The organism is Gluconobacter roseus NBRC 3990, assembly GCF_006538885.1.
Lineage (GTDB): Bacteria > Pseudomonadota > Alphaproteobacteria > Acetobacterales > Acetobacteraceae > Gluconobacter > Gluconobacter roseus.
This window is the reverse complement of sequence record NZ_BJLY01000002.1, coordinates 22,853-47,833: the sequence shown is the minus strand read 5'-3', so window position 1 is coordinate 47,833 and position 24,981 is coordinate 22,853. Positions and strand designations below refer to the sequence as shown.

The following is a 24,981-nucleotide window of genomic DNA, read 5'->3' as shown; positions in this document are numbered from 1 at the left end:
TCACACACCATCCTGCATTCCACAGAAAGGAAAACAGGATGTTCTTCCGACGTTCAGCTCCGATAAAACTCCTGATCCTGCTGCTCCCCGCAGCAAGGCAGGCACAGGCCGCGCCTCCCACGAACAATTACGCTGCCTCGGCCCGCAGCATGGCTTCGGTCTCTCCGACCCTCGTCAGCGTAGTCGGCAGCCGCCCTTCCCGCATCTCCCAACAACTGGAAGCCTCATCCCGGACGTTCCGGATCGAACCGGGTGGCATTGTCCGTTCCGATGATGGGCAGGCCATCCCCGCCGGATGCCCGGCACGCCCGGAGCCTCTGGCTCATCAATACGTGGCAGGAGGCGTGCCAGCGGAGCCGCAGCTGAAAGGCCATGCCGGAAACAGGGGTTCCAACCCGCAAAATGAGACGGTTCGTATCGGCGTCAGTCGAACAGGACCGCCCTCTGCGTCTTCTTCGGACGTGCTGGTGGATGCCTCATTCGGGCCCAAAGGCGTGTATGTCTCACCACGCCCCTGCGAAAATGGAAAGCTTTCAGACAGAGCGCGGATTCTGGACGCCGCAGCATCACTTGCGACAGCCAGCGGGAACCCGTTTGCCCTTGCAGGCAATCGTTCGGACCTCACTGAGGCTGGCAAAGCCCATGCCGAGGGATTGGATATCGTGCTGGAAGCAGGACCGGTATCACAATGACATTGCGCCCCTATCTTGCACTGGGAACGATCGGACTTCTGGTTTCAGCGCCTTCGGGCAATGCGCAGATTTTTTCCGGACGACAGAATGCTGCGACATCCCGACCCGTCTCACAGCAGCTTTTCGGTCTTCCCGGCCTGAGTGACACGACATCACCCCAGGAACCGAGACGAAACGCCGGCAGTTTTCCCACAACGCAGGCGGATGATCCGGCAGTCCGGGAGCATCTTTCCGACCAGCCTCTGCTTCCATCCCTGAATGGTCTTGTCATTGAGGAAAAGGGCAGGAAAACCGATCCTGATCAGGGAAGCGCCGTGACAACCCGATCCGTTCCGCTGCTGGACGAGGACAGCTTTCGCAGGAGCCTGATTCCCTATCTCCACAAGCCGGTGAGCGCCCGGACGTTTTACGATATCGGGCAGCTCATCACGGCGCGTTTCCGCAAGGAAGGCCGTCCTTTCGTAACGGCGGTCGTGCTGCCACAGCGTGTGCAGAACGGCATCCTGCATGTAACGGTTGTCGAATACCGCCTTGGACGGATTGACGTCAGGGGCAACCGCTGGTTCTCCGACCGGGTCATCCGCGAAGCCAGCAATCTGGTCTCCGGTCAGACGCTGTCTCTGCGGGGATTGCAGACCGACCTGTCCTGGATGAACGGCAATCCGTTCCGCACGGTAGACATGATCTACCATCCGGGTGCGACGTCGGGTGTGACGGATGTGACGCTTCAGGTTGCGGACCGCTTTCCCGTCTATGTGTTCGGATCATTCAACAATCAGGCCGATCCGACACTGGGGCGGGTAAACTGGAGCGCCGGTGCCACCTGGGGCAATGTTTTCGGGCTGAACCATACCCTGTCCTACCAGTTCACCCGCAGTCTGAGTGCGCGCTACAACATGCATCTGGGCAGCTGGGAAATCCCCCTGCCCTGGCGTGACAAGATCATCGTATTCGGAACCTATAGTGAGTCTGCACCAGAAGCCGCCTGGCCACTGCGCAACTCAGGCTATTCCGCCCAGACCTCGATCCGCTATCTCCATCAGCTTCCCCATCTTGCCGTCACTTCGGGGATCGGCCTCGATACGCTTCTGCATGCGGGGTTTGACTGGAAACTGACCAACAGTGACCAGTTCTACGTCAGTTCTCCCGTCATGCTCGGCAAGTCGGATACCGATCAGTTTGTTTTGGGGACGGATACGACGGAGACAGATACCTACGGCCAGACGCATCTGGTCAACGAGACCTTTTATGGTCCCGGCGGGCTGACAGGGCATGACAACCTGAAAAGCTACGCCACCATCTTTCCGTCTGCGCGCACAAACTACGTCTATGACCGTTTTCAGATTTCCCGAACAACCAATCTCCCATATGGGTTTTCATCACTGACCGTCGCCACGGCTCAGGCCACCACACATAATCTGCTGTACAGCGAACAACTGGAGGCCGGCGGTATGGGAAGTGTCCGGGGCTACTACGTCAATACGGCGCTCGGAAGCCGGGGCATGCAGGCGAGCGAGGAACTCAAACTGCCATCGTTTTCGGTCAGCCAGCAGCTCGGGCTGGGAGACGACTTTTCAGATAACGAGACCATCGGCGGATTTTACGACTGGGGTGAGAACTGGAATGGCCGTACCCAGTACACGACGTCGCACAAGACGGCCCTTGCCAGTCTTGGCGTGGATCTGAATGCCAAAATCAATCGTATCGCCAACGTGTCCTTCGACACGGGCTGGCGCCTGCGCCCTGCTCCGACATCGCGCAAGAAAGGCGCGTTTTCGGACTTCAATGTCGTCTTCGGCTTCTGACATGTATCCGGGCGTTCCAGGAGAACCCAGCTAAGTCGAAAACACCTTCAATATTTTGCATTCGCTGTAGATCTAGCTCAGACCAATCCGAAAACAGTGTCAGGGAAACATCAGGCATGACGATCTACCTTTGGGTTCTGCTAAAAGTCATTATCGGAATGACCGTCATCATCGGTTACCTTAATACCACCGGCAGAAACCAGATTTCCATGATGACATCCGTCGATCTTGTAGGAAATTTTGTACTGGGCGGCGTGGTGGGCGGCATTATTTACAATGATACACTCCCTATCACGCATTACATCGCACTACTCTTCATCTGTGTAGGTGTGATGGTTTTTTATAATTACGTCTCACGAAAGATCGGATTTTTGAGAAAAGCGACCATTGGCCAGCCCATACCCATTATTCGTGACGGGAACTTCATCATGGAGAACCTGAAACAGAATGCCAATCGGATCGATTTCAACGACGTTGCCACAGCGTTACGTATGCAGAACATATTCAGTTTTGAAGGTATCCGCTACGCCCAAATCGAAACCACAGGCCATGTCAGCGTAATCTGTGATGATGACGTATTTCCATCAGTTTTTCTGGTTTTGAAAGGTGACATTGTCAAAGACGCACTGGATAATATGGACCGTTCCGAAGACTGGCTTCACCGGCAGCTTGCACATCTCGGCTTTGACAGGATGGAGAAAGTCTTTCTGGCCCAATGGATCCATGACCACATTCTCGTTGTCGGAATGGATGGTCGTACTGTCACCAGCAAGAAACCAGTTCGGCAGGTCTCTTCGTCAGGCATTGCATCACATGACTTCACAGCCAGTAATGAATTCAATCCTGCGGCCTCTTATGGACCGGCCAGTTAAGAGCAGGCCTTGATGATATTGCTTCCTTAGAATGGTTTTATTGCCAGTAAGCGCTGTTCTAAGTGTATTGCCCATAACAGGCACGAAGTACCAGCATACAAGAGCAATCTGACGTCATGATCCGGCCTGAAGCGGAATCTTTCGGGCGCTGGTAGAACCATGACGATAAACGGTTATGCGTAAACCATTGTGAATAGACCAATTTAATAAGCCTCTCCTGAAGGTGATAGGCCTAAAATGCTGATTGAAACGTTTTCTTCTTCACCCGCCCTTTGTGGAAGAAAGACACGATGAAGCGTTTTTACAATCACCGCGACACCCTTGTGGCTGAAGGCATTGACGGATTTCTGAGATCATCGGCAGGTTCTCATCTCTGCCGGCTTGAAGGACATGACAACATCCACGTCGTTTTCAGGAAAGAATGGGACAAATCAAAAGTCGCGATTGTTTCTGGTGGCGGGTCCGGTCACGAACCAGCCCATGCAGGCTTCGTCGGAAAAGGCATGCTGACCGCCGCTGTCTGCGGTGCCCTCTTCGCCTCCCCCAATGTTGACGCCATCCTTGCTGCGATACTGGAAGTGACCAGGGAAGCAGGCTGTCTGCTGATCGTCAAGAATTACACCGGTGATCGCCTGAATTTCGGCCTTGCGGCAGAGCAGGCACGTCTTCTAGGAAAGAAGGTCGAACTCGTCATCGTAACTGATGACATAGCACTGGGCCGCGGTCCCCATGCCCGGGGGATTGCCGGAACGGTTCTTGTCCAGAAGATTGCAGGACATGCTGCAGAAACAGGGGCCGGTCTGGCGGAAGTCAAACAGGCTGCCGCTGAAGCCATCAATACCACGGTCTCACTTGGTCTCTCCCTGTCCGACGTCAATGTTTATGACCCGGAGCATGAAACGCGGCTGAATGAAGACGAGGCCGAACTGGGTCTGGGGATCCATGGAGAACCCGGCACTGAGCGTATCGCCGTAGACAGACTGGACGCTTTGGTCGCAAAGGCAGCAGACACTCTCGTCACATATCTGACGAGTGAAAAACAGGCCGTCATGGTCAACATGCTGGGCGCGGTTCCGGTGCTGGAAGCTCAGGCCATCGTGGATTCACTTTCCAGAACCAGCCTTGCAGAGCGCATTGACGTTCTGATCGGTCCGGCTCCCATGATGACGTCCCTGGATATGTATGGTTTTTCCCTGTCTGCTATTCCAGCGCAGCCAGACTTCATCGAGGCTCTGAAGTCTCCGGTCGAACCATGGGCCTGGCCGGGTATTGCTCCATTTGGGTCTCTTCAGACCAGACCGACCCCGACCCTGCCTGATACCTTCGCTTATAAGCCTTCATCCAATGCCTATATTGAAAATTTTATCACGCATGGAGCCAGGATTCTTATCGACAATGAAAAGGATCTGAATGCGCTTGATGCCCGGATCGGCGATGGCGACGCAGGCTCGACCTTTGCTGAAGCCAGCCGCATTATTCTGAAGAACATCGCCCGCCTGCCTCTCGCATCTCCACAGGAACTCTGCGAAACGCTGGGACGGCTTCTGGCACGTAATGCCGGTGGCTCAAGTGGCGTTCTGTTGTCCATTATGTTTGCAACGGCTGGGCAGAAGAAAGACTGGCGTGACGGGCTGGTGGCTGGCTTGGAGCGCATGCAGAAATATGGCGGGGCCTCTCTGGGTGATCGGACAATGCTTGATGCTCTGATCCCTGCTGTAACCGCGCTTCAGGCCGGTAGTCTCCAGCAGGCAGCCAAGGCTGCCCGTGAAGGCGCAGATGCAACACGCGCAATGCCTGCCAAGGCTGGCCGTGCAGCCTATGTTCCACAAGATCAGCTCCGGAATATTCCTGATCCGGGAGCAGAGGCTATCGCCCGTCTGCTGGAAGGGCTTTCGAAGCTCTCCTGAAAACAGATGGTGCCCTCCGACTATTGCAGACCATTCCGCGTCTGAGGCTGCGCTCCATCTTATGGCTTTCCAAAAAGCAGCTTTAAGACTCAAAAAGGGATGCAACCCATCCCTTCACGGCTTCGTTATGTGACCACAGAAGTTTGTTTCGTAACATTGCCACAGCATGAAGAGGGTATTGCTCCTATGTCAGCTTACCAAACGCTTAAAGATGCCATTGAGAAAAAGAGCGCTGTTACTTTCACGTTTCATGGCGAGGCGGGATTTGGATCCCCTCATTCCCTGGGAACGGGAGATGGTGAAGAGAGGGTCCTGCTCTATCGCGGTGATGATGCACATGAAAAAGAAATCCCGCCGCAGGGAAAATGGAGTTGCATCAGGGTTCAGGATCTGACCGGCGTTCATCTCCTTCCCACCATCCCATTTCATTCAGGTCATCCAGATGAAAGCCATCTCAAGGGACTGCATAAGATCGATGTGTCTGTCTGAACCCAGATAAATCAAACGTCATATTTCCCAGGTTTAGGACTCATAGCCGAAATATGACGGTTACAGCGAGACAGATACCCGAGAAGAAGACGCTCGGGCATCTGTCTTGGCGTGTTTTAACACGCCGCCATCCCTTAAGCCTTTTGAACATGATCCCAATGCAGCTGCGGCGTCTGTATTTTTGCCTGTCGTGCTGGACTGATTTTCCATCAGAGGCAACGGCGCCGATATCATTGCTGATCTGACCTGCTGTTGTAAAAAATTCAGCGATTATTCGTTCTGATCGGTGACCGCATGCGGTCGCTCAGGTGTCCTAGGCTCTCTTTTATAGCCGCGAGTTTGGAGCCGTGCGGTATACCTTGAGGTCAGTCGCACCACAGAGAACTTAAAAACCAGGAATGTATACGAGGCGTTCTCAGCCGAGACTGAAAATTATCCCGTCCCGAAGGGCAGTCAGGCGCTACAGAAAACGACAGGAGAACCGCCCATTATTACGATAAAAAATCTGACTCTGGGCGCAGTTCTGACAGCTGTAATGTCAGTTCTCTCACCATGCGTCGCGGCGTCCCGCCCACTCCCTCCCATCGCCCACACGGACATGGAAAACAGCTCTCATGCCGTTTTGTCCGCACGCGGTGTTGTCGCGGCGCTGGATGTCAGGCGCACCGCAAAATGCACTGTCCCGGTGATTTGGAGCGACGCTGACACCAGCCCGACTTCCCCCTGCAGCACGGCGTTTCTGACCCTCCGAACGCCCGGTGATGCCCATTCCCATCCCGTCTCTTTTCCACTGGCACCCTATGGGACTGAAGATGACGGATTGGTGCAGCTGAAAATGTCGCTCCGACAGCTGGATGCGTCGTCGAGATTTCCGCAGATCATGGTGTCTGCTTACACTGGCGGGGCGCATTGCTGTTCGCTCACATCCATTTTTGATCTGCGCCCTGACGGGCAATGGGCTCATCTTGAACTGGGGGCGCTGGACGGCGATGGCGAACCGGATGTCTTGGACATTGCCGGGAACGGGCAGGAAGAAATCCTGACAGTCGATCAGTCTTTTCTGTATGCCTTTGCGTCTCATGCGGGTTCGGAAGCCCCTGTTGTGATCTCACGGTACCATGATGGCGTGCTTGAAAATGTCACCCGCGATCCGGCTTACCGGAATTATCTAAGGGATGATCTGGCCAGCAGACGACGCAACTGGATCCATGGCGGACGTTTCGAACCCAACGGCTTTCTGGCTTATGAAGTCGCAACCAAAGCCAATCTGGGCGAATTTGCCGAAGGCTGGCGTGACATGCTGGCGCATGCCCAGTCCACAAAAGCGTCCGGCTTCGGCCTGTCAGCATGCGACCTCAAACCTGCAGCAGAGAAACAGAACGGCCGTGGCTGCTCCCCGCAGGAGAAAGAGCTTCTGCCTTTCCCACAGGCTCTGGCCGTTTTCCTCCAGCAAAACGGCTACATCACGCCAGAACAGGTCGCCTCTGTAACCGAAACCCGAAAACCCGTTTCGGCCGAGCCGCAGCCAGTGCCTTCCACTTCCGAATCAGCGCAAAGCAACAATCCGCCCCCGTCTTCTGCCGCGGCCAAGCCACCTGAAACGGATCAGGCAGTCCCACCTTCGGGACTTGTTGCAAAATCCGGAGCGCTCTTTCCCGTTCTCGCAGGCCTCGGACTGGCGCTGTACCTCGTCCCGCTCCTGATTGCCTATCGCCGCAATACGCCCAATCAGCACCGTGTCGCCATGATCACCATCCTGCTGGGCTGGACGATCATCGGCTGGATTGCGGCACTGGTCATGGCGCTTTCACAGCCTGCGCGCAAAAGATAAGCGTCAGTCAGTGTCCCTTGCCGGTCTGCGGCACTCTGGCCTCACGGAGGGTCATGCCGCAGATCGCATCCCTGAAACGGCTTTTGGGTGTGCCGATCCGCTGGGACAGATAGATGCCGGTATGACCGGAACAGACATAGGCGACGAAGCAGCCGGTCGCGAAATAGACGATATCCGCCCCACCAAACAGTTCGACACCCATCAGCATGCAGGCCACCGGCGTGTTCGCGGCACCGGCGAAAACCGCCACGAACCCGACAGCCGCCAGCAGATCAACCGGGACATGCAAAAGCGGCGCCAGAACGTTTCCCGTTGCTGCCCCGAGAAAAAACAGCGGCGTGACTTCCCCGCCCTTGAACCCCGTCGCCAGCACGGTGACCGTAAAGACCAGCTTCCAGAACCAGGACCAGGGATAAATGTCAGGGCCGAAGAAGCTGACGATGGATGCTCCGCCCGGTTCCGGAGGCAGGACGCCCAGCCCCAGATAATCCCGGCTTCCAACCAGCGCGACCAGCAGAATGGTCAGGATGCCGCCGATGGCCGGACGCAGCCATGCCGTAGGGCAAATTTTTTTCATGACAGCGGCCAGACGGTGCACACTCTCGGCAAAAATCCGGCTCATCAGGCCGAACGCCACCGCCGCTACCGCAATCCTCACCACCAGTCCAAGATCGACGTGAGAAACCGAACCATCCGAATTCAGGGTGCCCTGAAACACGAGCGGATAGGACGCATGATGGATCCCCCAGGCACGACAGGACCAGTCCGCGATAATGGATGACAGGGCAGTAGGAACAAGGAACCGGTAGTCAACCTGTCCCAGTGTCAGAACTTCCAGTGCAAACACCGCACCTGCGATGGGTGTTCCGAACACGGCGCCAAACCCTGCAGCAATACCGCAGGTCAGCAGAACGCAGGTTTCCGGACCCCGCAGCCTGAACAGCCGGGCCGTGGCACTGGCCAGACTACCGCCAACCTGTATCGCCGTCCCTTCCCGCCCGACAGAAGCCCCGAACAGATGGCTTACGACCGTTGCGAGCAGAACGAGCGGCGCCATCCGGAGCTGAACCCCCGCCCCCGGCTTATGGATCTCGTCCACAATCAGGTTCGCACCGGCCTCAACATCCCGACCGAACCAGAAATAGCACAGCCCGACAGCCACCCCGGCGACCGGAAGGCCAAACAGCAGGGTCGGATGGTCGATCCGGCAGGATGTAGCGAGTTCCAGAAGCCAGAGAAACAGCGCACAGGCACTGCCGATGCAGACCGACAGCACGGCCAGAATGCCACTCAGGCAACACAGTGCGATGATACGGGACAGTACGGGCTGATTCTGAACTTCACGCATAACGAACGCAATTCTCCTGTCGTGTCCTGATGGACGTTTGACAGGAATCATCAGCTTCCGGGTGAAGCGGTTCGACCGGGAACGGTCAGGCAGAATCCATTGCCCTCTGCATCGAAAAGAGCCCGGCGCTCCCTGATCTGTCAAGTCTCGAGCGCATTCCAGATGACAAGGTTTTTAGGGACGGACACTTTCCCGCATGACAGGGCTATGCCACCGTAACCGTAACAAAAGCGAACGGCCTGTTCCGTTGCCCCATCCGACTGTTTCAAGGAATTGCGTTTGATGCGCCGCCTTCTCGTTCTGACAACCCTGCTTGCAGGACTACCCCTCGCGCTTCCCGCCCATGCCGAAGGAACGTTCTCCTTCGACACCACACCGGGCCAGCTGCCGAAAACCGTTGTGCCCACGGACTACATCATCGATCTGACGACGGACATGGAGCATCTGACGCTTCAGGGCGATGAAATCGTCCGGGTCGAGGTCAAGAGCCCGACCGCCGACGTCACGCTCAATCAGGCAGGCCTCAAACTGGCCAGCGCGTTGCTGGACAATTCGCAGAAGGCCGAGATCCGTCAGGATGATGCCGCCGAAACCGTCACCCTGCACTTTCCGACACCCGTTCCAGCCGGCGTCCACACGCTGGCGATCAAGTATTCCGGTCCGATCCTGAAAACGCCGAACGGCATCTATATTGACGACTACACCGACCCGACAGGCAAGCCGAAGCGGATGCTGGTCACGCAGTTCGAAGTCGCGGACGCACGCCGGATGTTCCCAGGCTGGGACGAACCCGCCTTCAAGGCAACCTATCAGTTGAACGTGACGCTGCCTTTCGAATACGCGGCTGTCAGCAACATGCCAATCATCGGCACGACGCAGCAGGATGAAAAGACGAAGCGTGTCTCTTTCAGCCCGACGCCCCGCATGTCGAACTACCTGCTCGCACTGGTGGCCGGTGACATGGCCTCCGTCGACGGCAAGGCTGACGGCACGCCCATCCGCGTTTTTGCCCCAAGCGGCCTTGAAAGCCAGGGCACCTACGCTCTGGGTGCTGCCGAGAAGATCCTGCCCTATTACAACGAGTATTTCGGCATCAAATACCCGCTGCCCAAGATGGATATGCTAGCCATCCCCGGCAACTATCAGGCAGGCGCAATGGAGAACTGGGGCGCGCTGACCTATATCGACAACGTCCTGCTGTTTGATCCGAAGAACAGCACGCCGCGCACCCGCGAATTGATCTATGAAGTCGTTGCGCATGAAATGGCGCATCAGTGGTCCGGCGATCTGGTGACCATGGGCTGGTGGGACAATATCTGGCTGAACGAAGGCTTTGCCTCCTGGATGGAGATCAAGGCAACCGACAAGATGAACCCCGACTGGGACATCTGGCCGCGCCAGCACGAGACCCGCGAAGCCACGATGGCCACGGACGCCCTGTCCACGACCCATCCGATCCAGCAGGTCATCCACAATGTGAGCGAAGCCAATTCCGCATTTGACGGGATCAGCTACGGCAAGGGCGAGCTGGTCATCCGCATGATGGAAGGCTGGCTTGGCGAAGATCATTTCCGCGACGGAATGCGCGCTTATATGAAGGCCCATGCCTTTGGCAACGCGACCAGTCAGGATCTGTGGAACGCGCTCTCCGGCACGTCGGGACAGGATGTCGGCAAAGTCGCCCGCAGCTTCACCGAACAGCCTGGTATTCCACAGGTCAATGTCGCGGCGGTCTGCAAGAATGGCCAGACAACCTATACCCTGACGCAGAGCCGCTTCACGATCCATGACCCGAATGCGAAGGCCCTGACCTGGAACATTCCGGTTGTCGCAGGCGGTCCCGGCCTTGAGACCCGCAAGCTGGTGCTTGGTGCCGAACCCGCCACCTTCACCCTGCCCCGCTGCAATGCGCCCCTCAAGCTCGATCTGGGCGAGAGCGGGTATTACCGCGTGCATTACGACGACGTGGCCTTCGCTCCGATCGCCGCATCGATCTCAAAATTTGCTCCCGTGGACCGCGCCAACATCCTCGGCGACCAGTTCGCGCAGTTCCGGGCCGGGCATGGCGCGCTGTCCTCCTATTTCGACCTCGTGGACCGGCTGACGGCCGCGCATGAGACCGACATCGCCACGCTTGAGGAAATCATCGGCAAGCTGGAAGCGCTTGATTTCTATGAAATCGGCAGCCCGGATCGCCCTGCGTTCCAGGCCTATGCCCGCAGCCGCCTTGCCCCGGTCCTGAAGCGTCTCGGCTGGGACCAGAAGCCGCATGAGAGCGTGCTGGACACGATGCTGCGTCCGTCCGTCATCTCGGCGCTCGGCACCTTCAATGACCCGGCCGTGCTGACTGAGGCCAAGCGTCGTTTCGCGATCTGGCTGAAGAACCCGGCCTCCCTGCGTCCCGATCTGGTCGGTACGGTCTCGGCCCTTGCGATGAAGCATACCGACGCCGCAACCTACGAGATCATGGCCAAGAAAGTCCGTGACACCCAGGCGACCGAACTCAAGCTCCGCCTCTTCCAGGCCCTCGCCAATGCCTCCGACCCGGACCTGATCCGTCGCAACGTGGAACTGGCCTATAGCGGCGCCATTCCGGACGGCCGTATTTCCATGGCACTGTCACAGGTCGCCTCTGCCAGCGAAAATCCGGACCTCGTCTGGAAGCTGGTCCGCCAGCACGAGGCCGAGATCCGCACGCATCTGGCCCCTTGGTCACAGGACGGGTTCCTGCCGGCCATCGCAGGACATTCCAACAATCCGGACATCCTGGCCGAGCTTCAGAAGGATCCGTCTTCCAGCAAGACGACTGGCGCGAAGATTGCCACGGCCCATGCCCTCAACACCGTTGCCGCCCGTCAGGAAGCGGTTCAGGCGACCCAGAGCCAGATCCACGACTGGCTTGCCGCCCACGCCCACTGACACAACACCCAGGCGAGGCGGAAAAGATCTGCCTCGTCCCTGTCCGGGGCGGTCAAACTGTTATAGGGATGGCGCTCCCGTTTTACCGCCACCGGACCATCCTGCCCCATGCTTCAGATCGAAAACCTTGTCTTCAACGCCTGGGGACGACAGTTCTTCAATCGTGCAAGCGCCAACCTGCCCAACCCGTCCAAGGTGTCTCTGGTCGGCCGGAACGGCGTCGGGAAATCCACCCTTTTCAAACTGATCAAGGGCGAGCTTCAGCCGGATTCCGGTGAGATCGTCATCCCCCGTGCCGCCCGCGTGGCGACCGTGGATCAGGAACACCCCGCCACCCCCATCAGCCTGATCGACACGATCCTCGCCGCCGACACCGAACGCGCAGCCCTCATGGCTGAGCTGGAAACCGCCGATCCGGAGCGGATGGGCGATATCTGGATGCGCCTGATCGAAATAGACGCCGACAGCGCGCCCTCTCGAGCGGCGGAAATTCTCAACGGTCTGGGCTTCTCAACCGCCGATCTCGATCGCCCGATGGCCGAATTCTCCGGCGGCTGGCGGATGCGTGTGGCACTCGCTGCCGCGCTATTTGCAGAACCTGACCTGCTGCTGCTCGATGAGCCGACGAACTATCTCGATCTCGAAGGCGCCCTGTGGCTGGAAGCGCGCCTCGCCCGCTATCCGCATTCCGCGCTCATCATCAGCCATGACCGCGAACTGCTGAACAATTCCGTCGATTTCACACTGCATGTCACGGAAGGCAAGCTGGAACTTTACACCGGCGGCTACGACGATTTCGAGCGCCAGCGTGCGGAGAAGATCCGCCTGCAAAGCGCCACCCGCGCCAAGCAGGAAGCCGAACGCGCCCATCTGCAGTCTTTCGTAGACCGCTTCAAAGCCTCGGCCGCCAAAGCCGCCCAGGCCCAGAGTCGCGTCAAGCGCCTCGCCAAACTGACGCCAATCGAAACCACGATCGAGGCTTCGGTCTCGCCGTTCCTGCTGCCCTCGCCCGCCCGTCCGCTGGCACCGCCCCTGATCAGGCTGGAAAACGTCGAGGTCGGCTATGGCGACGATCCCGCCATCCTGCGCGATCTGAACCTCAGGCTGGACGTGGATGACCGTATCGGCCTACTGGGCGTCAACGGTGCCGGCAAGTCCACTTTTGCAAAAATGATCGCGGGCGCTCTCGAAGTGCGCTCCGGAGAGGTCTCACGCTCCCCCCGCATCGAGGTCGGCTGGTTCCACCAGCACCAGATCGAGGCGCTCGACCCCGAACAGACCCCGCTCGACATCATGCGCGAAGCCCGTCCGACGGACAGCGACCAGTCCCACCGCTCCCGCCTGGCGCAGTTCGGCATCCATTTCGAAAAGCAGGGCACCAAGGTCGAGGCGCTCTCGGGTGGCGAGCGCGCGCGCCTGCTCCTGAACATGGTGGCCATGGCCGCCCCGCATCTGCTGATCCTCGATGAACCGACCAACCATCTGGACATCGACAGCCGGCGCGCCCTGCTGGACGCCCTGAACAGTTACGAAGGCGCGGTCATCCTCATCACCCATGACCGCTCGCTCATGGAACTGGTTGCGGATCGCCTCTGGCTCGCGGCAGACAACCAGATCGTCCCCTTCGATGGTGACATGGACGATTACGCAAAATTCGTCATTGAACGCGCCCGCGGCGGAACATCAGCACCATCCCAAAGTGCTGCAAAGGAAAAGCGCTCAAAGGGAAAGAAAAAGAAAACCAAATAGGAAAATAACAGCCTTATTATTAACGCCTTCTGTATTTGAATAATTCATCCGGGCTTCCCAACTCTCGTCTGAAAACCGCAAACAACGGGAAGGGCAAGCCCAAATATACTTTCATCAGGCGTGATAATCTGTGATCCCAGCGCATAAATAATGTGTAATTTTTGTTATTTTTGCGCTGAATCAATTTTCAAACTTCCGTGAAAGCGTAAGTTTCTGCCCTACGGACAGTTTCTGTCAGCGTGCTTGGTATGCTTTTGCGGAAACTGACAGAATTCCTTGAATGGACTTTAGGAAGGGCGGAATGTGTCTCCTTTTGGTGGCCTGACAATCGCGGGAAATCGCTTACCCAGACGATACAGACTGCTACTGGGCGCCATATTCTTCATCGGCTCCCCCGTTACGGCATTCGCACAGAGCGCTGATGATAAGGAACTGGCCGCAATTAAAGCCGAGATGCGGATGCTTGAAGGTCGCCTTCAGGCTATCGAGCAACGCCGCCATGCCGGTGCATCTTCACAGACTGCCCGTTCAACGCCCTCCAAAGCCTCTATCGTCCGCAAAGCTCCATCAAGAGTTGAAACAGCGCGCGTCACTACGACACCGCACGCGGCAACTAAAAACGCACCCATTTATCCATCCGCGCCCGCGACCAGCGGGATCGTGCCTGTTTCAAGCAATGGCTTCGCGCCTCCTGTCGTTGCTGGTGGTCCCGCAACAGTTGCTCCAGCAACTCCAACCGTCCATCAGACGCCTCCTCCGCTGTTCCAGTGGCTGGGTAATCAGCGCAACGAAGCGCATCGGACATCCATTGACCTGTCATCGTCGAGCCCACTTGCCATCACCCAGACGGAAGTGGATCACCTTCCGCCTGTCTTCCAGATCGGCAACCTGACGGTCCGGCTGGGCGGATTTGTCGATTTCTCCAATATCTGGAGAAGCTCGAACATGACGAGTGGGCCTGCGACGGCCTGGAACAATTTTCCTTACGCCAACAGTCCCAATCACGGGTTGAGCGAAGAACGTTTCTCGGCGCAGCTTACGCGTTTCTCCACACTTCTGGAGGCCAATCCGACCAAATCCGTTCGCCTTCAGGCTTATGTTGAAAGCGATTTTGGCGGGTCAGGCGGGACGACCAACAGCGTGCAGATCAACGGCTATACGCCCCGTCTGCGGCAGGGCTATTTCACGTTCACGCAAAAGGACTGGGGCCTTCATGTCCTGATGGGGCAGGCATGGAGTCTGACGACCAACTATGCCAAGGGTGTTATTCCCCGTCAGGAACAGTTGCCTGCCGTTACGGATAACAACCAGATCCCAGGCATTACCTTTACCCGTGTCCCGCAGATCCGTATCGCCAAGGACTGGGATAAGAAGTACTGGCTGGCTCTGTCGATCGAAGACCCTCAGGCAACAGTTGGTTTCTCCGATGCGCTCAGCTCCGGTGGCACCCTGCCTGCCAGTTACGGACGTCTGGCGGGGCCGCGTGTCTATTACGCCAATAGTGGTGGTGTTCTGCTGAATCCGAACACGCAGTACAGCTACAATCCGGCGCCTGATATCGTGCTCAAGACGGCGGTCGATACGTCATTCGGCCACTATGAAGTCTTTGGTCTGGCCCGCTGGTTCCGTGGTCTTGTGCAGCCGGCAGGCGAAAACCATACCCACAAAAGCACCCAGTTCGGTGGTGGCGTGGGCGCAGGCATGACCGTGCCGCTCGGGACCGACAAGCTTCAGCTGACCGGGAACGTTCTGGCCGGTCAGGGTGTCGGGCGCTACGGGCCCAGCCTCATTCCCGATACGACGTTCGATCACAACGGCAATCCCAGCCCGATTCCGGAAATCATGGGCTCGCTCGGCCTGGTCGGGCATCCGGCGCGGTCCGTGCTGCTTTACACCTATGGCGGTGTGGAGAGCGCAGGACGTCGCACCTATATGGGCGCCGATGGCTTCCAGCATGGCTATGGCGCAACAGATCTGAACCTGTCCGGCTGTGAATACGAGTTCGGAACATGTTCTGCCCAGACCAGAACACTTGCCTCCCTGACAACGGGCGGCTGGTGGCATTTTCTGGACGGCCATTACGGCAGTGTCATGGGTGGGCTTCAGTACACGTACATCCGGAAGTTCGCCTTCAAGGGCAATGACGGCGCGGATCATGCCGTCGATCCCACGGCTTATGGACATACGGTGTATGTGACCTTCCGTTATTATCCTTTCCAGCAATAATATCTGGTGAAACATTCAGATTACCTGAAAAATCATTCCATCAAACGGACAACTATCCTTCCAAGACTTTTGCGCCCTCACAGTCATGGTTCCCGGTCTGACAGGCCATCCATGACACACTGGAGAATTTCATGTCTGGCACAACAACACAGGCGCCTCCCAAGCCCCTGAATCCGTCACCGTCGCAACCGCAGAAACTTCAGCCGCTTTACGTGCTGTCCTGGTTCCTGTGCGCGCTGTTCTATTTCTATCAGTATGCCATCCGTTCCGCTCCCGGCATCATGCAGGATGAGCTGACGCAGGCCTGGGGCAACAGCCATCTCGGCCTGATGATCGCATCCTATTACATCGTCTACGCACTGATGGCCCTTGCCGTGGGCGTGCTGCTGGACCGCTACGGCGCCCATGCCATCATGCCGATGTTCATTGCTATCACTGGCGTGGGCTGTCTGATCTTTGGCCAGGGCAGCCTGGTTGCGGGCATTGGCGGCTACATCATTCAGGGTATCGGCGCGATCTGCGCGTTCGTCGGCGCATCTTACGTTGCCGCGCGCTACCTTCCGGCCCGGACGCTGGCACTTTTCGTGGGTCTGACGCAGTGCATGGGTATGGCTGGCGCTGCTTTCGGCTCCAAGCCGACACGTATCCTGATTGATCCGCATGGTTCTTTCCACATCCCCTGGCAGTCGGTCTGGCTGGGCTTTGGTGTGATCGGACTTCTGCTCGCCGTGGCGGTCTTTTTCGTCATGCCGCGCGATACGGGTGACAGCGCCCAGCACCATGGCGATTTCTCCGTGGCCAACCTGCTTCGTCCGTTCAAGATCATCTTCTCCAACCCGCAGAGCTGGATCGCCGGTCTTGCTGGTGGCCTGCTCTTCGTGCCGACCACGATCGGTGCACTGGGCTGGGGTGCTCTGATGCTGAGCAAGGGCGAACACACGACGATGGGCTTTGCCGCCACGGACGTCTCAATGGTCCCCATTGGCTGGGTCATCGGCTGTCCGCTTCTGGGCTGGATTTCCGACAAAATCGGCCGCCGCAAGCCTGTCCTGATCGGCGGTGCGCTGGTGCTGCTGGCGGCATCGCTCTGCGCGCTCTATGTCCCGGTCGGCGTCCTGCCACATTATACCGTAGCCTTGGTTATGGGCATTGCGTCAGGTGCGGCCATGATCCCGTTCTCCTCGATGAAGGAAGTCAATCCGCCCGAGGTCAAGGGAACGGCGGCTGGTGTCATGAACTTCCTCGTGTTCGGCACGACAGGCATCATGTCGCCGCTCGTTTCCGCCCTGATGGGCAAGGATGCGCCGGAGACGATGGAACAGTTCCATACCGCCTTCCTGCCGCTGGTCGTTGGTATCGGAATTGCCATTCTGCTCGGCTTCCTGCTCAAGGAAACCGGATGGAAGGTCCGCAAGACGTCCTGATTTTTCCGGACAGCCCGAAAAAGGAAACGGCCCACTCTCGTGGGCCGTTTTTTTATGCGCGTTATTTTGCGGCAGTCTTCTCAAACGCCCCGGCAATCGTCAGCGTCACGTCATCGCCGACATAGGGGACATATTTCTTCACGCCGAAATCGCTGCGATGGATCGTCGCTTCAGCCTGAAAGCCGACCGTATAGGCCTTGTCCATCGGATTGACGCCTGCGCCCACGAAATGGACATGCAGGACTTCCAGGTGCGTGACGCCATGCAGCGTCAGGTTGCCGGTCACCAGGGCCTCATCCGTGCCCGTGCGGCGGACCTGCGTCGAGACGAAGGTCGCATCCGGATATTTTGCGACATCGAACCATTCACTGTTCTTGAGTTCGCCGGTCAGAACCGTGCTGGTGGTCGAAATGCTCGAAACCGGGATGGTCACGTTCAGGTGCGAGGCCTCGGGATGGGCCGTATCAAGCTGAAGCGCACCGGTGACGCCAGAGATCTGGCCGGAATAATAGGTGAAGCCGAAATGCAGCACGGAGAAGCCGATCTGCGTATGACTGCTCTCGACCGTATAGGCGCCGGACTGCACATCGGCAGGGTTGGCGGCATAAGCCGTGGACGACAGAAGGACGAGAGCGAACGCAGCGCCCGCGCTCCTGAGAAGACGTGTTTTCATGATGTCATGATCTTTCTGGGTAAAGTGAGTTGAGGACATCAGCCAAACCGGAAACCTGACAGGGCCTTCCCCATGACGATATCGTTGTAATCACGATGACCTGCGTCGGTTCCCGCGGCTCCCGCAGCGAACATCAACGGCAGGAGATGTTCCGGCTGAGGATGGCACTCCCGCGCAAACGGGGCGTGCTCCCAGTCCAGCAGGCTCTGTGTGCGACGAGCGGGCGGAGCCTCGATCGCCTGCTGAAGCCAGGTGTCGAACGCGACAGATTGCGCATCCGACACGCCATCGGGGCGCATCAGATGGCGCATGTTGTGGTAAGTCATGCCCGTGCCCACGATCAGGATGTTTTCGTCCCGCAAAGGCGCCAGAATTTCCCCGAGTTTCAGGACGCCTGCGGCATCCAGCGATTCAGGCAGGGAAATCTCCACAACCGGGATATCCGCATCGGGAAATGCGAGCATGAAGGGAATGAACACCCCGTGATCCAGCCCCCGCGTGGCATTTTCCGTACAGGCCACGCCACGCGTGCGCAGCAGATTACGGATTTTCCCCGCCACGGTTGGCGAGCCCGGCACGGGATATTCCAACTGATAGGTGTGGGGCGGAAAGCCGTAATAATCGTAGATCAGCGACGGATGGGCTGCTGATCCGACGACCATATCCGACGTCTCCCAATGACCGGACATGACCACAATGGCCTCCGGACGACATGGCAGGGAGGACCCTACAGACCGGAGATAGGCCGCCATGCGGTCCCATGTCGTCCCCCACTCCATGAAGAAGCACGGGCCACCTCCATGCGGCAGGAAAAGAACGGGTTGCCGCATAGTGTCCTGATCTTTCAGGGTCATGGTGAGTGCCTCCGTTCCGTGCGATGGGACTGATCTTGCCACCCTCACCCGAAAAGAATAATTCCCTGATCCGGGATAGGATCTGACACCAGGAGTGTGAAGTGAATGCTTGATCGTTTCACGGGCATGCAGGTTTTTGCAAAGGTCGTGGCTCAGGGCAGCTTTTCGGGAGCCGGGCGCTCGCTGGGTCTGTCGCAGACGATGATCACGAAACATATTGCCGCTCTGGAAAGCCGGCTGGGGATCTCGCTGTTCCATCGCAGCACACGCAGACTGTCTTTGACGGAACCAGGGCGTCTCTTTTTCATCCGCAGTCAGAAAATCCTGACGGATCTGGAAGAGATGGAACAGGAAGTCTCGGCGGAAAACCAGGAGCCGCGCGGACTGCCGCGCCTGAATGCGCCGGTCTCGTTCGCCATCCGGCATGTCGGGCCGATCCTGCCGGAATTCAGCCGCCGCCATCCCCTCGTCACGGTGGAACTGGGGCTGGATGACCGGCGGATTGATCCGATTACCGAAGGATGGGATCTGACGCTGCGCATCGGACGGATGCCATCGAGCGCGCTGCGGTCACGCCGGCTGGCGCAGGTCGATTTCGTGGTCTGCGCAGCGCCATCCTATCTGGAAGAGTACGGCACACCGCAGACTGTCGCCGAACTCCAGAACCACCGCTGTCTGGGCTATACGCTCGGCGACGAGATCAGCAGTGCGCGCTGGAGCTTTGGTCTGAACGGCGAGCGCACGGTTCCGGTGAGTGGTCCCATGCATGCCAATAACGGAGATATCCTGCGCGAAGCTGCCGTAGCCGGACAGGGCATTATCTACCAGCCGACATTCATCGTTTCGGATGAGCTGAAATCAGGCCGGCTGGTTCCCCTGCCGCTTGATGTGCCCGTCATGACAGGGCCGGAACTGCATGCCGTCTATGCTCCGACGCCGCATGTCCCACTCAAGATCCGGGCGATGATCGATTTTCTGGTTGAACACTATGGGCCGGTTCCGCCCTGGACGATCTGACGGAACCGGGAAAAATTGCCTTCACTGAACCGTAGTCGGAGCGGTTTTCTGGCGGATTGCGGCAAATTCCGAACCGGCCTTCCATTGTGGCCAGTCATGCGAGAAGGCCACGTCATGCCCGACTTTCCACACGGCCCAGACGTCCTGCGCTGCACCACGCACATCCCAGTCCGGGCTCCAGGCGTCACAGGCCTGATGGTAGCAGGCCATGTAGGCCGTCAGCCATTTGCCACCCGCTTCCGTTCCACCTTTCAGAAGATCGAACTTGCCCGCCATATCCATGACAGCAAGAACCGGCACGCCGGCACGCGCGAAGGGCAGATGATCCGCGCGATAGAATGCGCCACGCTCGGGCATGGCTTCCGGCTGCGCGGTACGCCCCTGAAGAGCCACGGCGGCCGCGAACTGTTCCTGAAGCGTGTCCTGCCCTGCCCCGATGATGAAGGCGTTATGCGCAGGCCCTGCCATCTGGAGCACGTCCATCGTCAGATTGGCAGCAGTCTTGTCCAGCGGCGCCAGAGGATGGGCGACGTACCAGCCTGAACCCAGCAGACCGCGCTCCTCACCCGTCCAGGCGGCAAAACGGATGGTCCGGTCGGGTTTCGGTCCGGCCTTGAAGGCCCGGGCGATTTCGAACAGGGCGGCAATTCCCGAGCCATCATCGATCGCGCCGCGACGGATAACGGTATGGCCCTGCGCGTCCGTACTTTTGCCGTAAGCGTCCCAGTGGGCACCGAACATGACCGTCTCATCCGGATATTTCGCGCCCGTGATCTTGGCGATCACGTTCTGGCTTTGCAGACGATCGAATGTGACCGGCAGATCGGCAAAGAACGTCGTGTGCTTCAGCGTGACGGGACGGAAGCTCTCGGAACGAGCCTTGATGCGCAGGGCCTCAAGATCCAGTCCGGCCTGCTGGAACAAGGCGGCCGCGGCCTTGCCCTCAAGCCAGCCCTGCACGGGAACGGGCCGGCTTTCGGTGGCGGCATGTTCCACGTCATACGCCTCACCCCCCGGTGCCACGACCGTACTCCAGGGGTAGGATGCGGCCGCAGTCTCGTGAATGATCAGGGCAGCGACGGCACCACGGCGAGCAGCTTCCTCGTATTTATAGGTCCAGCGACCGTAATACGTCATGGTCTTGCCGCCGAAGCGACCGGCGACGGGTTCACCGGGAGCCGCATCGAAATCGGGATCGTTGACGAGGAAAACCGCAACCTTGCCCTTCAGATCGACACCCTTGAAATCATCCCAGTGGCGCTCCGGCGCATGTACGCCATAGCCTACGAAAACCATCGGGGCGTCTTTGACCTGTAGCCGGTCCTCCGGCAGCAGCGTCGCGAGATAGATGCCCTGTAGCTGGATCAGGGGGAGCGTTTTGCCGCCGGTCCGGGCACTGATGGAACCGTTCGCGGTGGTTCTGGTGCGGATCATAGGGACAGTCTGCGTCCATCCGCCATTTTCGCCAGCCGGCTCAAGCCCCAGAGCCTTGTACTGCGCGATCAGCCAGGGAACCGTGACCTTTTCCCCTTCCGTTCCGGGAGCACGCCCCTCGAACCGGTCGGACGCCAGGATCTTCATCGTCTCCGACATGCGCGACGGGCTGATATCAGCGGTCGGTTCGGCATATCCCGTAAGAGGCGCAAACAGATCAGCCGCAAGAAGAGCAGCAAAGAGCAAACTGCGATGGGATGGCGTTTTCTGTTTCATGACGGGACAGTCCTTTCTGTTGCAGCTTCAGGGGTGGAATACCGGTTCCGGGTTTCCCCTGAGCCTGGCAGTCACGACGACAGATGTCCCGCCCTGAAATAAAAAGTTGGGAAGGAAGAAACGGCCTCCTTCCCAACTGTGATTACTTGCCCTGTTCGGAAACAAGACCGCGATGCACCAGCATCGGGGTGATATCCGGGTCGCGGCCGTAGAAGGCGCGGAACATCGGGCCGTAATCCATGGTGTGTCCCTTCGAGAGGATCATGTCACGGAAACGCTGACCGTTTTCACGTGTCAGACCACCATGCTCCTGGAACCAGGAGAACACGTCCTGATCCAGCATTTCTGTCCACAGATAGGCGTAATAGCCGGCGGAATATCCGTTGGACCAGATATGCAGGAAGTAGCTGGACCGATAGCGCGGCGGAACGGCTGCAACATCCAGCCCTGTGCTGTTCAGCGCATCACTCTCAAACTTGTCCACGTCCTGACGCGGCGCCGTCGCGGGCAAGCTGTGCCATTTCATATCCAGTTCGGCTGCGGCCACAATTTCGCCCAGCGCATAACCCTGATTGAAATGTGCGGCCTTGCGGATCTTCTCGACCAGGGCCTTGGGCATCGGAGCGCCGGTCTTGTAGTGCCGGGCGTAATGCGACAGCACCTTCGGATCCAGCGCCCAGTTCTCATTGAACTGCGAGGGGAACTCCACGAAGTCGCGCGCCACGCTCGTGCCGGACAGCGACGGATAGGTCTGGTCCGCGAACAGCCCGTGCAGGGCATGGCCGAATTCGTGGAACATGGTCGTCACGTCGTCAGACGTGATGAGCTGCGGCTGACCGGGGGCCGCCTTGGTGAAGTTGGCGACATTATAGATGACGGGCTTCGTCCCAAGCAGTTTGGACTGCCCGACGAAGTTGGACATCCACGCACCGCCGGACTTGTTGTCCCGCTTGAAGTAATCGAAATACATCAGGCCCAGCGGAGAGCCGTCCTTGTCATGGACTTCAAAGACCATGACGTCAGGCTGATAGACGGGGATATCCGTCCGCTGCTGGAACGTGATCCCGTAAAGCTGGTTGGCGGCAAAGAATACGCCATCCGTCAGGACCGTCTTCAGCTCGAAATACGGCTTGATTTCATCCTGATCGAGATTGTACTTCGCGCGGCGCACCTTGTCCGAATAATGCTCCCAGTCCCAGGGCTTCAGATCGAACTTGCCACCGTCCTTGTGAATGGCTTTCTGAAGGACTTCGGCTTCGCGCTTCTGTTCCGCAACCGTGGCCGGGACGAGCTGCTGCATGAAGTTTTCCGCAGCTTCCGGCGTCTTGGCCATCTGATCGTACAGCGTATAGGCAGCGAAATTCGGGTAGCCGAAGAGTGCGGCTTTCTGCGCACGGAGCTCTGCCAGTTCGGCGATCGTGGCGCGGGTGTCGTTCTCGTCGCCCTTCTCGGCGCGGGTCCAGCTCTGCTCAAACAGGGCCTGACGGGTTTCGCGATCCGTCAGGGAAGATAGGGCCGGCTGCTGCGTCGTGTTCTGAAGGGGGATGACCCATTTTCCGGTCAGTCCACGCTCCTGCGCGGCCTTGGCGGCTGAAGCGATCGTGTTGTCATCCAGACCGGCCAGCGCCTTTTTGCTGTCCACGACCAGGGCGCCGTTCTTGGCGCTGGCAATCAGCTTCTGCTCGTACTGCGTCTCAAGATTGGAAAGGCGCGTGTTGATCGCGCGCAGCTTCGTCTTGTCTGTCGCGGAGAGCTGTGCGCCGGCATGGACGAACTGCTGGTAGTAGATGTCGAGAAGCTGGGCCTGTTCGGGCGTCAGATTGAGTTTCTCGCGGCGGTCATAGAGGGACTTCACGCGGGCGAAGAGCTTCGCGTTCAGATAGACCTCATCTTCATGGGCGGTCAGCCGGGGTGCTTCCTGGCTCTGCACCTTGTCCAGCGTATCGTCGGTGTTGGCCTGATAGACACCGTAGAACGTCATCTGCACGCGATTGAGGGTCTGGCCCGCGCGTTCCATGGCGGCAATCGTGTTGTCAAACGTCGGCGCTGCGCGGTTCCCGGCAATCGCCTTGATCTCGCGCAGATGCTCGGCCATTCCGCGCTCGAAGGCCGGGGCATAATCGCTGTCCGTGATCTGGTCGAAACGGGGGGCCTGATAGGGCAGCGTGCTTGCCGAAAAGAACGGGTTCGTGGAAGCGGCATATGCTTCCGTCGCAAGGGGAAACACCGAAACCGCAAGAACTGCCGCAAGCCTGAAATTGAAAGCCATGAAATCGCCTGTAACAAACATGATGATGCCGAACCGTATGGTGTTCACGACATGTCGTCAAACCGCTGATTTCCTTCCCTGAAACGCTGGGAAACCTGCCAATTGCTGCTTGACGCCATTTTCTCCTTGGTGCGTGCGAATGCGTCTCCCTAGACCGGCAGGGTGTATTCACACAGCCGCCTCCCCGGGGCGGTTTTTTCATAGCCGGAGATGACAATGGACTGGACATCGCTGTTCCAGACAATCCTACCCTATCTGCCTGCCAGATATGCGGGTGATATTGTTTCAATCATTACATTTCTCATTGCGGCGGCCGCACTAACTGTCCGCTTCTGGAAGCCGCCTGCAAGCACATCGAAACTGCTTCCGCTTTTCCGCATCGTGAGTGCTGTCGCGCAGGCCAAGGGCTGGAATACCAGCGCGTATCAGCCTGGAGCGAAGGCCATTATGGTGCCGGTTGGATCCTCACGCACAGAAGAGTCCGCAAAGCTGGAACTGGATACGACCTCGACACATCCGAAGGCTGGTGAACCTCCCCGCCGGGCAGAATGATTTCCCGGCAGACGGCCCGTCTGCCCGAACACAATTTCATTTTCATATTTCATGGCCGCCTTTGAGCGGCTTTTTTTATTTCTGGAGCCCTATTTGATGCGTAATCGTATTATTGCCCTGAGCCTTGGCACTATTCTTCTGGCCTCTACGAGTGCCTGTACCACGACCGGCAGCACGACCACTTTCAATACCCAGGCCCTCAGCAACGATGCCGCAGCCATTGCCTATGCGGTTCAGGCCATTGAGAGCATTCCGGATCTGGAAAGCCATCTGTCCGCCAGCGACAAGGCACAGTTCGACAATCTGATTGCCCAGATCAAGAGCGTCACGTCGCAGGTCGCCGCCAACTCCAACGGCTCCATCACGGTTTCTACCGGAAAGGACTGGGCGAAGAGCCTCGGGACGGATCTTCAGACCCTGCTGGCCATCGCCACGCCGATCGTAAAGGTCTACTCGCCGTCCGCTGCGACCTACATGAGCACCGTGCAGGCCATGATCCCGCTGATCGAAGCCCTTGCCGGTGTAACAGCCACTCCGTTTGCAGCGCCCGCGCAGTCCCCGGAACTCGTCCGCGCCCGGATCTATCAGGGCGTCTGACGCGCGCCCTCGTCCAACAGGAGCGGTTCATTACGAGCCGCTCCTTT

Annotated in this window: 18 protein-coding genes and 1 riboswitch; of the genes, 13 read left to right on the top strand and 5 right to left on the bottom strand. The window is 58.3% G+C overall.

From position 1 onward, the window contains the following. The first annotated feature begins 38 nt into the window (after window positions 1-38). The 6 genes from GRO01_RS04185 to GRO01_RS04155 all read left to right on the top strand — a co-directional run bounded on the left by GRO01_RS04185 (window position 39) and on the right by GRO01_RS04155 (window position 7,596). The gene (locus GRO01_RS04185; protein ID WP_062508989.1) at window positions 39-692 is read left to right on the top strand and encodes a hypothetical protein; all 654 of its coding nucleotides are present in this window, start codon (window positions 39-41) and stop codon (window positions 690-692) included. Further along, entirely contained in the window at window positions 689-2,497 is a 1,809-nt protein-coding gene (locus tag GRO01_RS04180; protein WP_062508990.1) for a ShlB/FhaC/HecB family hemolysin secretion/activation protein, read from the top strand. Before GRO01_RS04185 ends, GRO01_RS04180 begins: the two co-directional genes overlap by 4 nt. Window positions 2,498-2,613: 116 nt before the next feature. Further along, the gene (locus tag GRO01_RS04175) at window positions 2,614-3,369 is read left to right on the top strand and encodes a DUF421 domain-containing protein (RefSeq protein WP_062508992.1); all 756 of its coding nucleotides are present in this window, start codon (window positions 2,614-2,616) and stop codon (window positions 3,367-3,369) included. 290 nt (window positions 3,370-3,659) lie between these two features. Then, window positions 3,660-5,276: a dihydroxyacetone kinase subunit DhaK gene (locus GRO01_RS04170; RefSeq protein WP_062508994.1), complete on the top strand. Its 1,617-nt coding sequence runs from the start codon at window positions 3,660-3,662 to the stop codon at window positions 5,274-5,276. A 129-nt stretch (window positions 5,277-5,405) separates the two neighbouring features. Next, window positions 5,406-5,765 carry a hypothetical protein gene (locus GRO01_RS04165; RefSeq protein WP_371857377.1) on the top strand — a complete coding sequence of 120 codons (360 nt, stop codon included), beginning with the start codon at window positions 5,406-5,408 and terminating at the stop codon, window positions 5,763-5,765. Window positions 5,766-6,600: 835 nt separating this feature from the next. After that, window positions 6,601-7,596: a superinfection immunity protein gene (locus GRO01_RS04155; RefSeq protein ID WP_167494572.1), complete on the top strand. Its 996-nt coding sequence runs from the start codon at window positions 6,601-6,603 to the stop codon at window positions 7,594-7,596. Window positions 7,597-7,603: 7 nt separating this feature from the next. Here GRO01_RS04155 and GRO01_RS04150 read toward each other — a convergent pair whose 3' ends face one another. Then, window positions 7,604-8,944, bottom strand: coding sequence for a voltage-gated chloride channel family protein (locus tag GRO01_RS04150; RefSeq protein ID WP_062509000.1), 1,341 nt, complete (start codon window positions 8,942-8,944; stop codon window positions 7,604-7,606). 34 nt (window positions 8,945-8,978) lie between these two features. Then, window positions 8,979-9,057: riboswitch (Fluoride riboswitch) on the bottom strand. A gap of 169 nt (window positions 9,058-9,226) precedes the next feature. Between GRO01_RS04150 and GRO01_RS04145 the strand changes: the two genes are divergently transcribed. The 4 genes from GRO01_RS04145 (at window position 9,227) to GRO01_RS04130 (ending at window position 17,262) form a co-directional block, all read left to right on the top strand. Further along, a complete protein-coding gene (locus tag GRO01_RS04145; RefSeq protein WP_231490253.1) occupies window positions 9,227-11,863 on the top strand; it encodes a M1 family metallopeptidase in 2,637 nt (878 codons plus the stop codon). Window positions 11,864-11,971: 108 nt separating this feature from the next. Continuing rightward, on the top strand, window positions 11,972-13,612 hold the full coding sequence (locus GRO01_RS04140) for an ABC-F family ATP-binding cassette domain-containing protein (protein ID WP_062509003.1): 1,641 nt from the start codon (window positions 11,972-11,974) through the stop codon (window positions 13,610-13,612). A gap of 303 nt (window positions 13,613-13,915) precedes the next feature. Further along, the gene (locus GRO01_RS04135; RefSeq protein ID WP_083541351.1) at window positions 13,916-15,838 is read left to right on the top strand and encodes a hypothetical protein; all 1,923 of its coding nucleotides are present in this window, start codon (window positions 13,916-13,918) and stop codon (window positions 15,836-15,838) included. 131 nt (window positions 15,839-15,969) lie between these two features. Further along, on the top strand, window positions 15,970-17,262 hold the full coding sequence (locus tag GRO01_RS04130) for an MFS transporter (RefSeq protein WP_062509005.1): 1,293 nt from the start codon (window positions 15,970-15,972) through the stop codon (window positions 17,260-17,262). A gap of 61 nt (window positions 17,263-17,323) precedes the next feature. Here GRO01_RS04130 and GRO01_RS04125 read toward each other — a convergent pair whose 3' ends face one another. Then, window positions 17,324-17,935 carry a YceI family protein gene (locus GRO01_RS04125; RefSeq protein WP_062509007.1) on the bottom strand — a complete coding sequence of 204 codons (612 nt, stop codon included), beginning with the start codon at window positions 17,933-17,935 and terminating at the stop codon, window positions 17,324-17,326. A 38-nt stretch (window positions 17,936-17,973) separates the two neighbouring features. Then, window positions 17,974-18,789 carry a DODA-type extradiol aromatic ring-opening family dioxygenase gene (locus GRO01_RS04120; RefSeq protein ID WP_062509009.1) on the bottom strand — a complete coding sequence of 272 codons (816 nt, stop codon included), beginning with the start codon at window positions 18,787-18,789 and terminating at the stop codon, window positions 17,974-17,976. Window positions 18,790-18,894: 105 nt separating this feature from the next. Here GRO01_RS04120 and GRO01_RS04115 point away from each other — a divergent pair, with 105 nt between their 5' ends. After that, entirely contained in the window at window positions 18,895-19,806 is a 912-nt protein-coding gene (locus tag GRO01_RS04115) for a LysR family transcriptional regulator (RefSeq protein WP_062509012.1), read from the top strand. Between the two features lie 21 nt (window positions 19,807-19,827). Here GRO01_RS04115 and GRO01_RS04110 read toward each other — a convergent pair whose 3' ends face one another. Then, window positions 19,828-21,516: a M28 family metallopeptidase gene (locus GRO01_RS04110; RefSeq protein ID WP_062509014.1), complete on the bottom strand. Its 1,689-nt coding sequence runs from the start codon at window positions 21,514-21,516 to the stop codon at window positions 19,828-19,830. Between the two features lie 142 nt (window positions 21,517-21,658). After that, the gene (locus GRO01_RS04105; protein WP_062509076.1) at window positions 21,659-23,785 is read right to left on the bottom strand and encodes a M3 family metallopeptidase; all 2,127 of its coding nucleotides are present in this window, start codon (window positions 23,783-23,785) and stop codon (window positions 21,659-21,661) included. Between the two features lie 216 nt (window positions 23,786-24,001). Between GRO01_RS04105 and GRO01_RS04100 the strand changes: the two genes are divergently transcribed. Continuing rightward, window positions 24,002-24,337, top strand: a complete 336-nt coding sequence (locus GRO01_RS04100) for a hypothetical protein (protein WP_062509016.1) — start codon at window positions 24,002-24,004, stop codon at window positions 24,335-24,337. A 96-nt stretch (window positions 24,338-24,433) separates the two neighbouring features. Beyond that, window positions 24,434-24,934 (top strand): hypothetical protein, encoded by a 501-nt coding sequence (locus GRO01_RS04095; RefSeq protein ID WP_141306810.1) that lies wholly within the window; start codon window positions 24,434-24,436, stop codon window positions 24,932-24,934. The last annotated feature ends 47 nt before the right edge of the window (window positions 24,935-24,981 follow it).

What these genes read in the sequence shown, in the direction of transcription:
- GRO01_RS04185 (WP_062508989.1), top strand. Translation starts at nt 39, where the DNA reads ATGTTCTTCCGACGTTCAGCTCCGATAAAACTCCTGATCCTGCTGCTC.
- GRO01_RS04180 (WP_062508990.1), top strand. Translation starts at nt 689, where the DNA reads ATGACATTGCGCCCCTATCTTGCACTGGGAACGATCGGACTTCTGGTT.
- GRO01_RS04175 (WP_062508992.1), top strand. Translation starts at nt 2,614, where the DNA reads ATGACGATCTACCTTTGGGTTCTGCTAAAAGTCATTATCGGAATGACC.
- GRO01_RS04170 (WP_062508994.1), top strand. Translation starts at nt 3,660, where the DNA reads ATGAAGCGTTTTTACAATCACCGCGACACCCTTGTGGCTGAAGGCATT.
- GRO01_RS04155 (WP_167494572.1), top strand. Translation starts at nt 6,601, where the DNA reads ATGTCGCTCCGACAGCTGGATGCGTCGTCGAGATTTCCGCAGATCATG.
- GRO01_RS04150 (WP_062509000.1), bottom strand. Translation starts at nt 8,944, where the DNA reads ATGCGTGAAGTTCAGAATCAGCCCGTACTGTCCCGTATCATCGCACTG.
- GRO01_RS04145 (WP_231490253.1), top strand. Translation starts at nt 9,227, where the DNA reads ATGCGCCGCCTTCTCGTTCTGACAACCCTGCTTGCAGGACTACCCCTC.
- GRO01_RS04140 (WP_062509003.1), top strand. Translation starts at nt 11,972, where the DNA reads ATGCTTCAGATCGAAAACCTTGTCTTCAACGCCTGGGGACGACAGTTC.
- GRO01_RS04130 (WP_062509005.1), top strand. Translation starts at nt 15,970, where the DNA reads ATGTCTGGCACAACAACACAGGCGCCTCCCAAGCCCCTGAATCCGTCA.
- GRO01_RS04125 (WP_062509007.1), bottom strand. Translation starts at nt 17,935, where the DNA reads ATGAAAACACGTCTTCTCAGGAGCGCGGGCGCTGCGTTCGCTCTCGTC.
- GRO01_RS04120 (WP_062509009.1), bottom strand. Translation starts at nt 18,789, where the DNA reads ATGACCCTGAAAGATCAGGACACTATGCGGCAACCCGTTCTTTTCCTG.
- GRO01_RS04115 (WP_062509012.1), top strand. Translation starts at nt 18,895, where the DNA reads ATGCTTGATCGTTTCACGGGCATGCAGGTTTTTGCAAAGGTCGTGGCT.
- GRO01_RS04110 (WP_062509014.1), bottom strand. Translation starts at nt 21,516, where the DNA reads ATGAAACAGAAAACGCCATCCCATCGCAGTTTGCTCTTTGCTGCTCTT.
- GRO01_RS04105 (WP_062509076.1), bottom strand. Translation starts at nt 23,785, where the DNA reads ATGGCTTTCAATTTCAGGCTTGCGGCAGTTCTTGCGGTTTCGGTGTTT.
- GRO01_RS04100 (WP_062509016.1), top strand. Translation starts at nt 24,002, where the DNA reads ATGGACTGGACATCGCTGTTCCAGACAATCCTACCCTATCTGCCTGCC.
- GRO01_RS04095 (WP_141306810.1), top strand. Translation starts at nt 24,434, where the DNA reads ATGCGTAATCGTATTATTGCCCTGAGCCTTGGCACTATTCTTCTGGCC.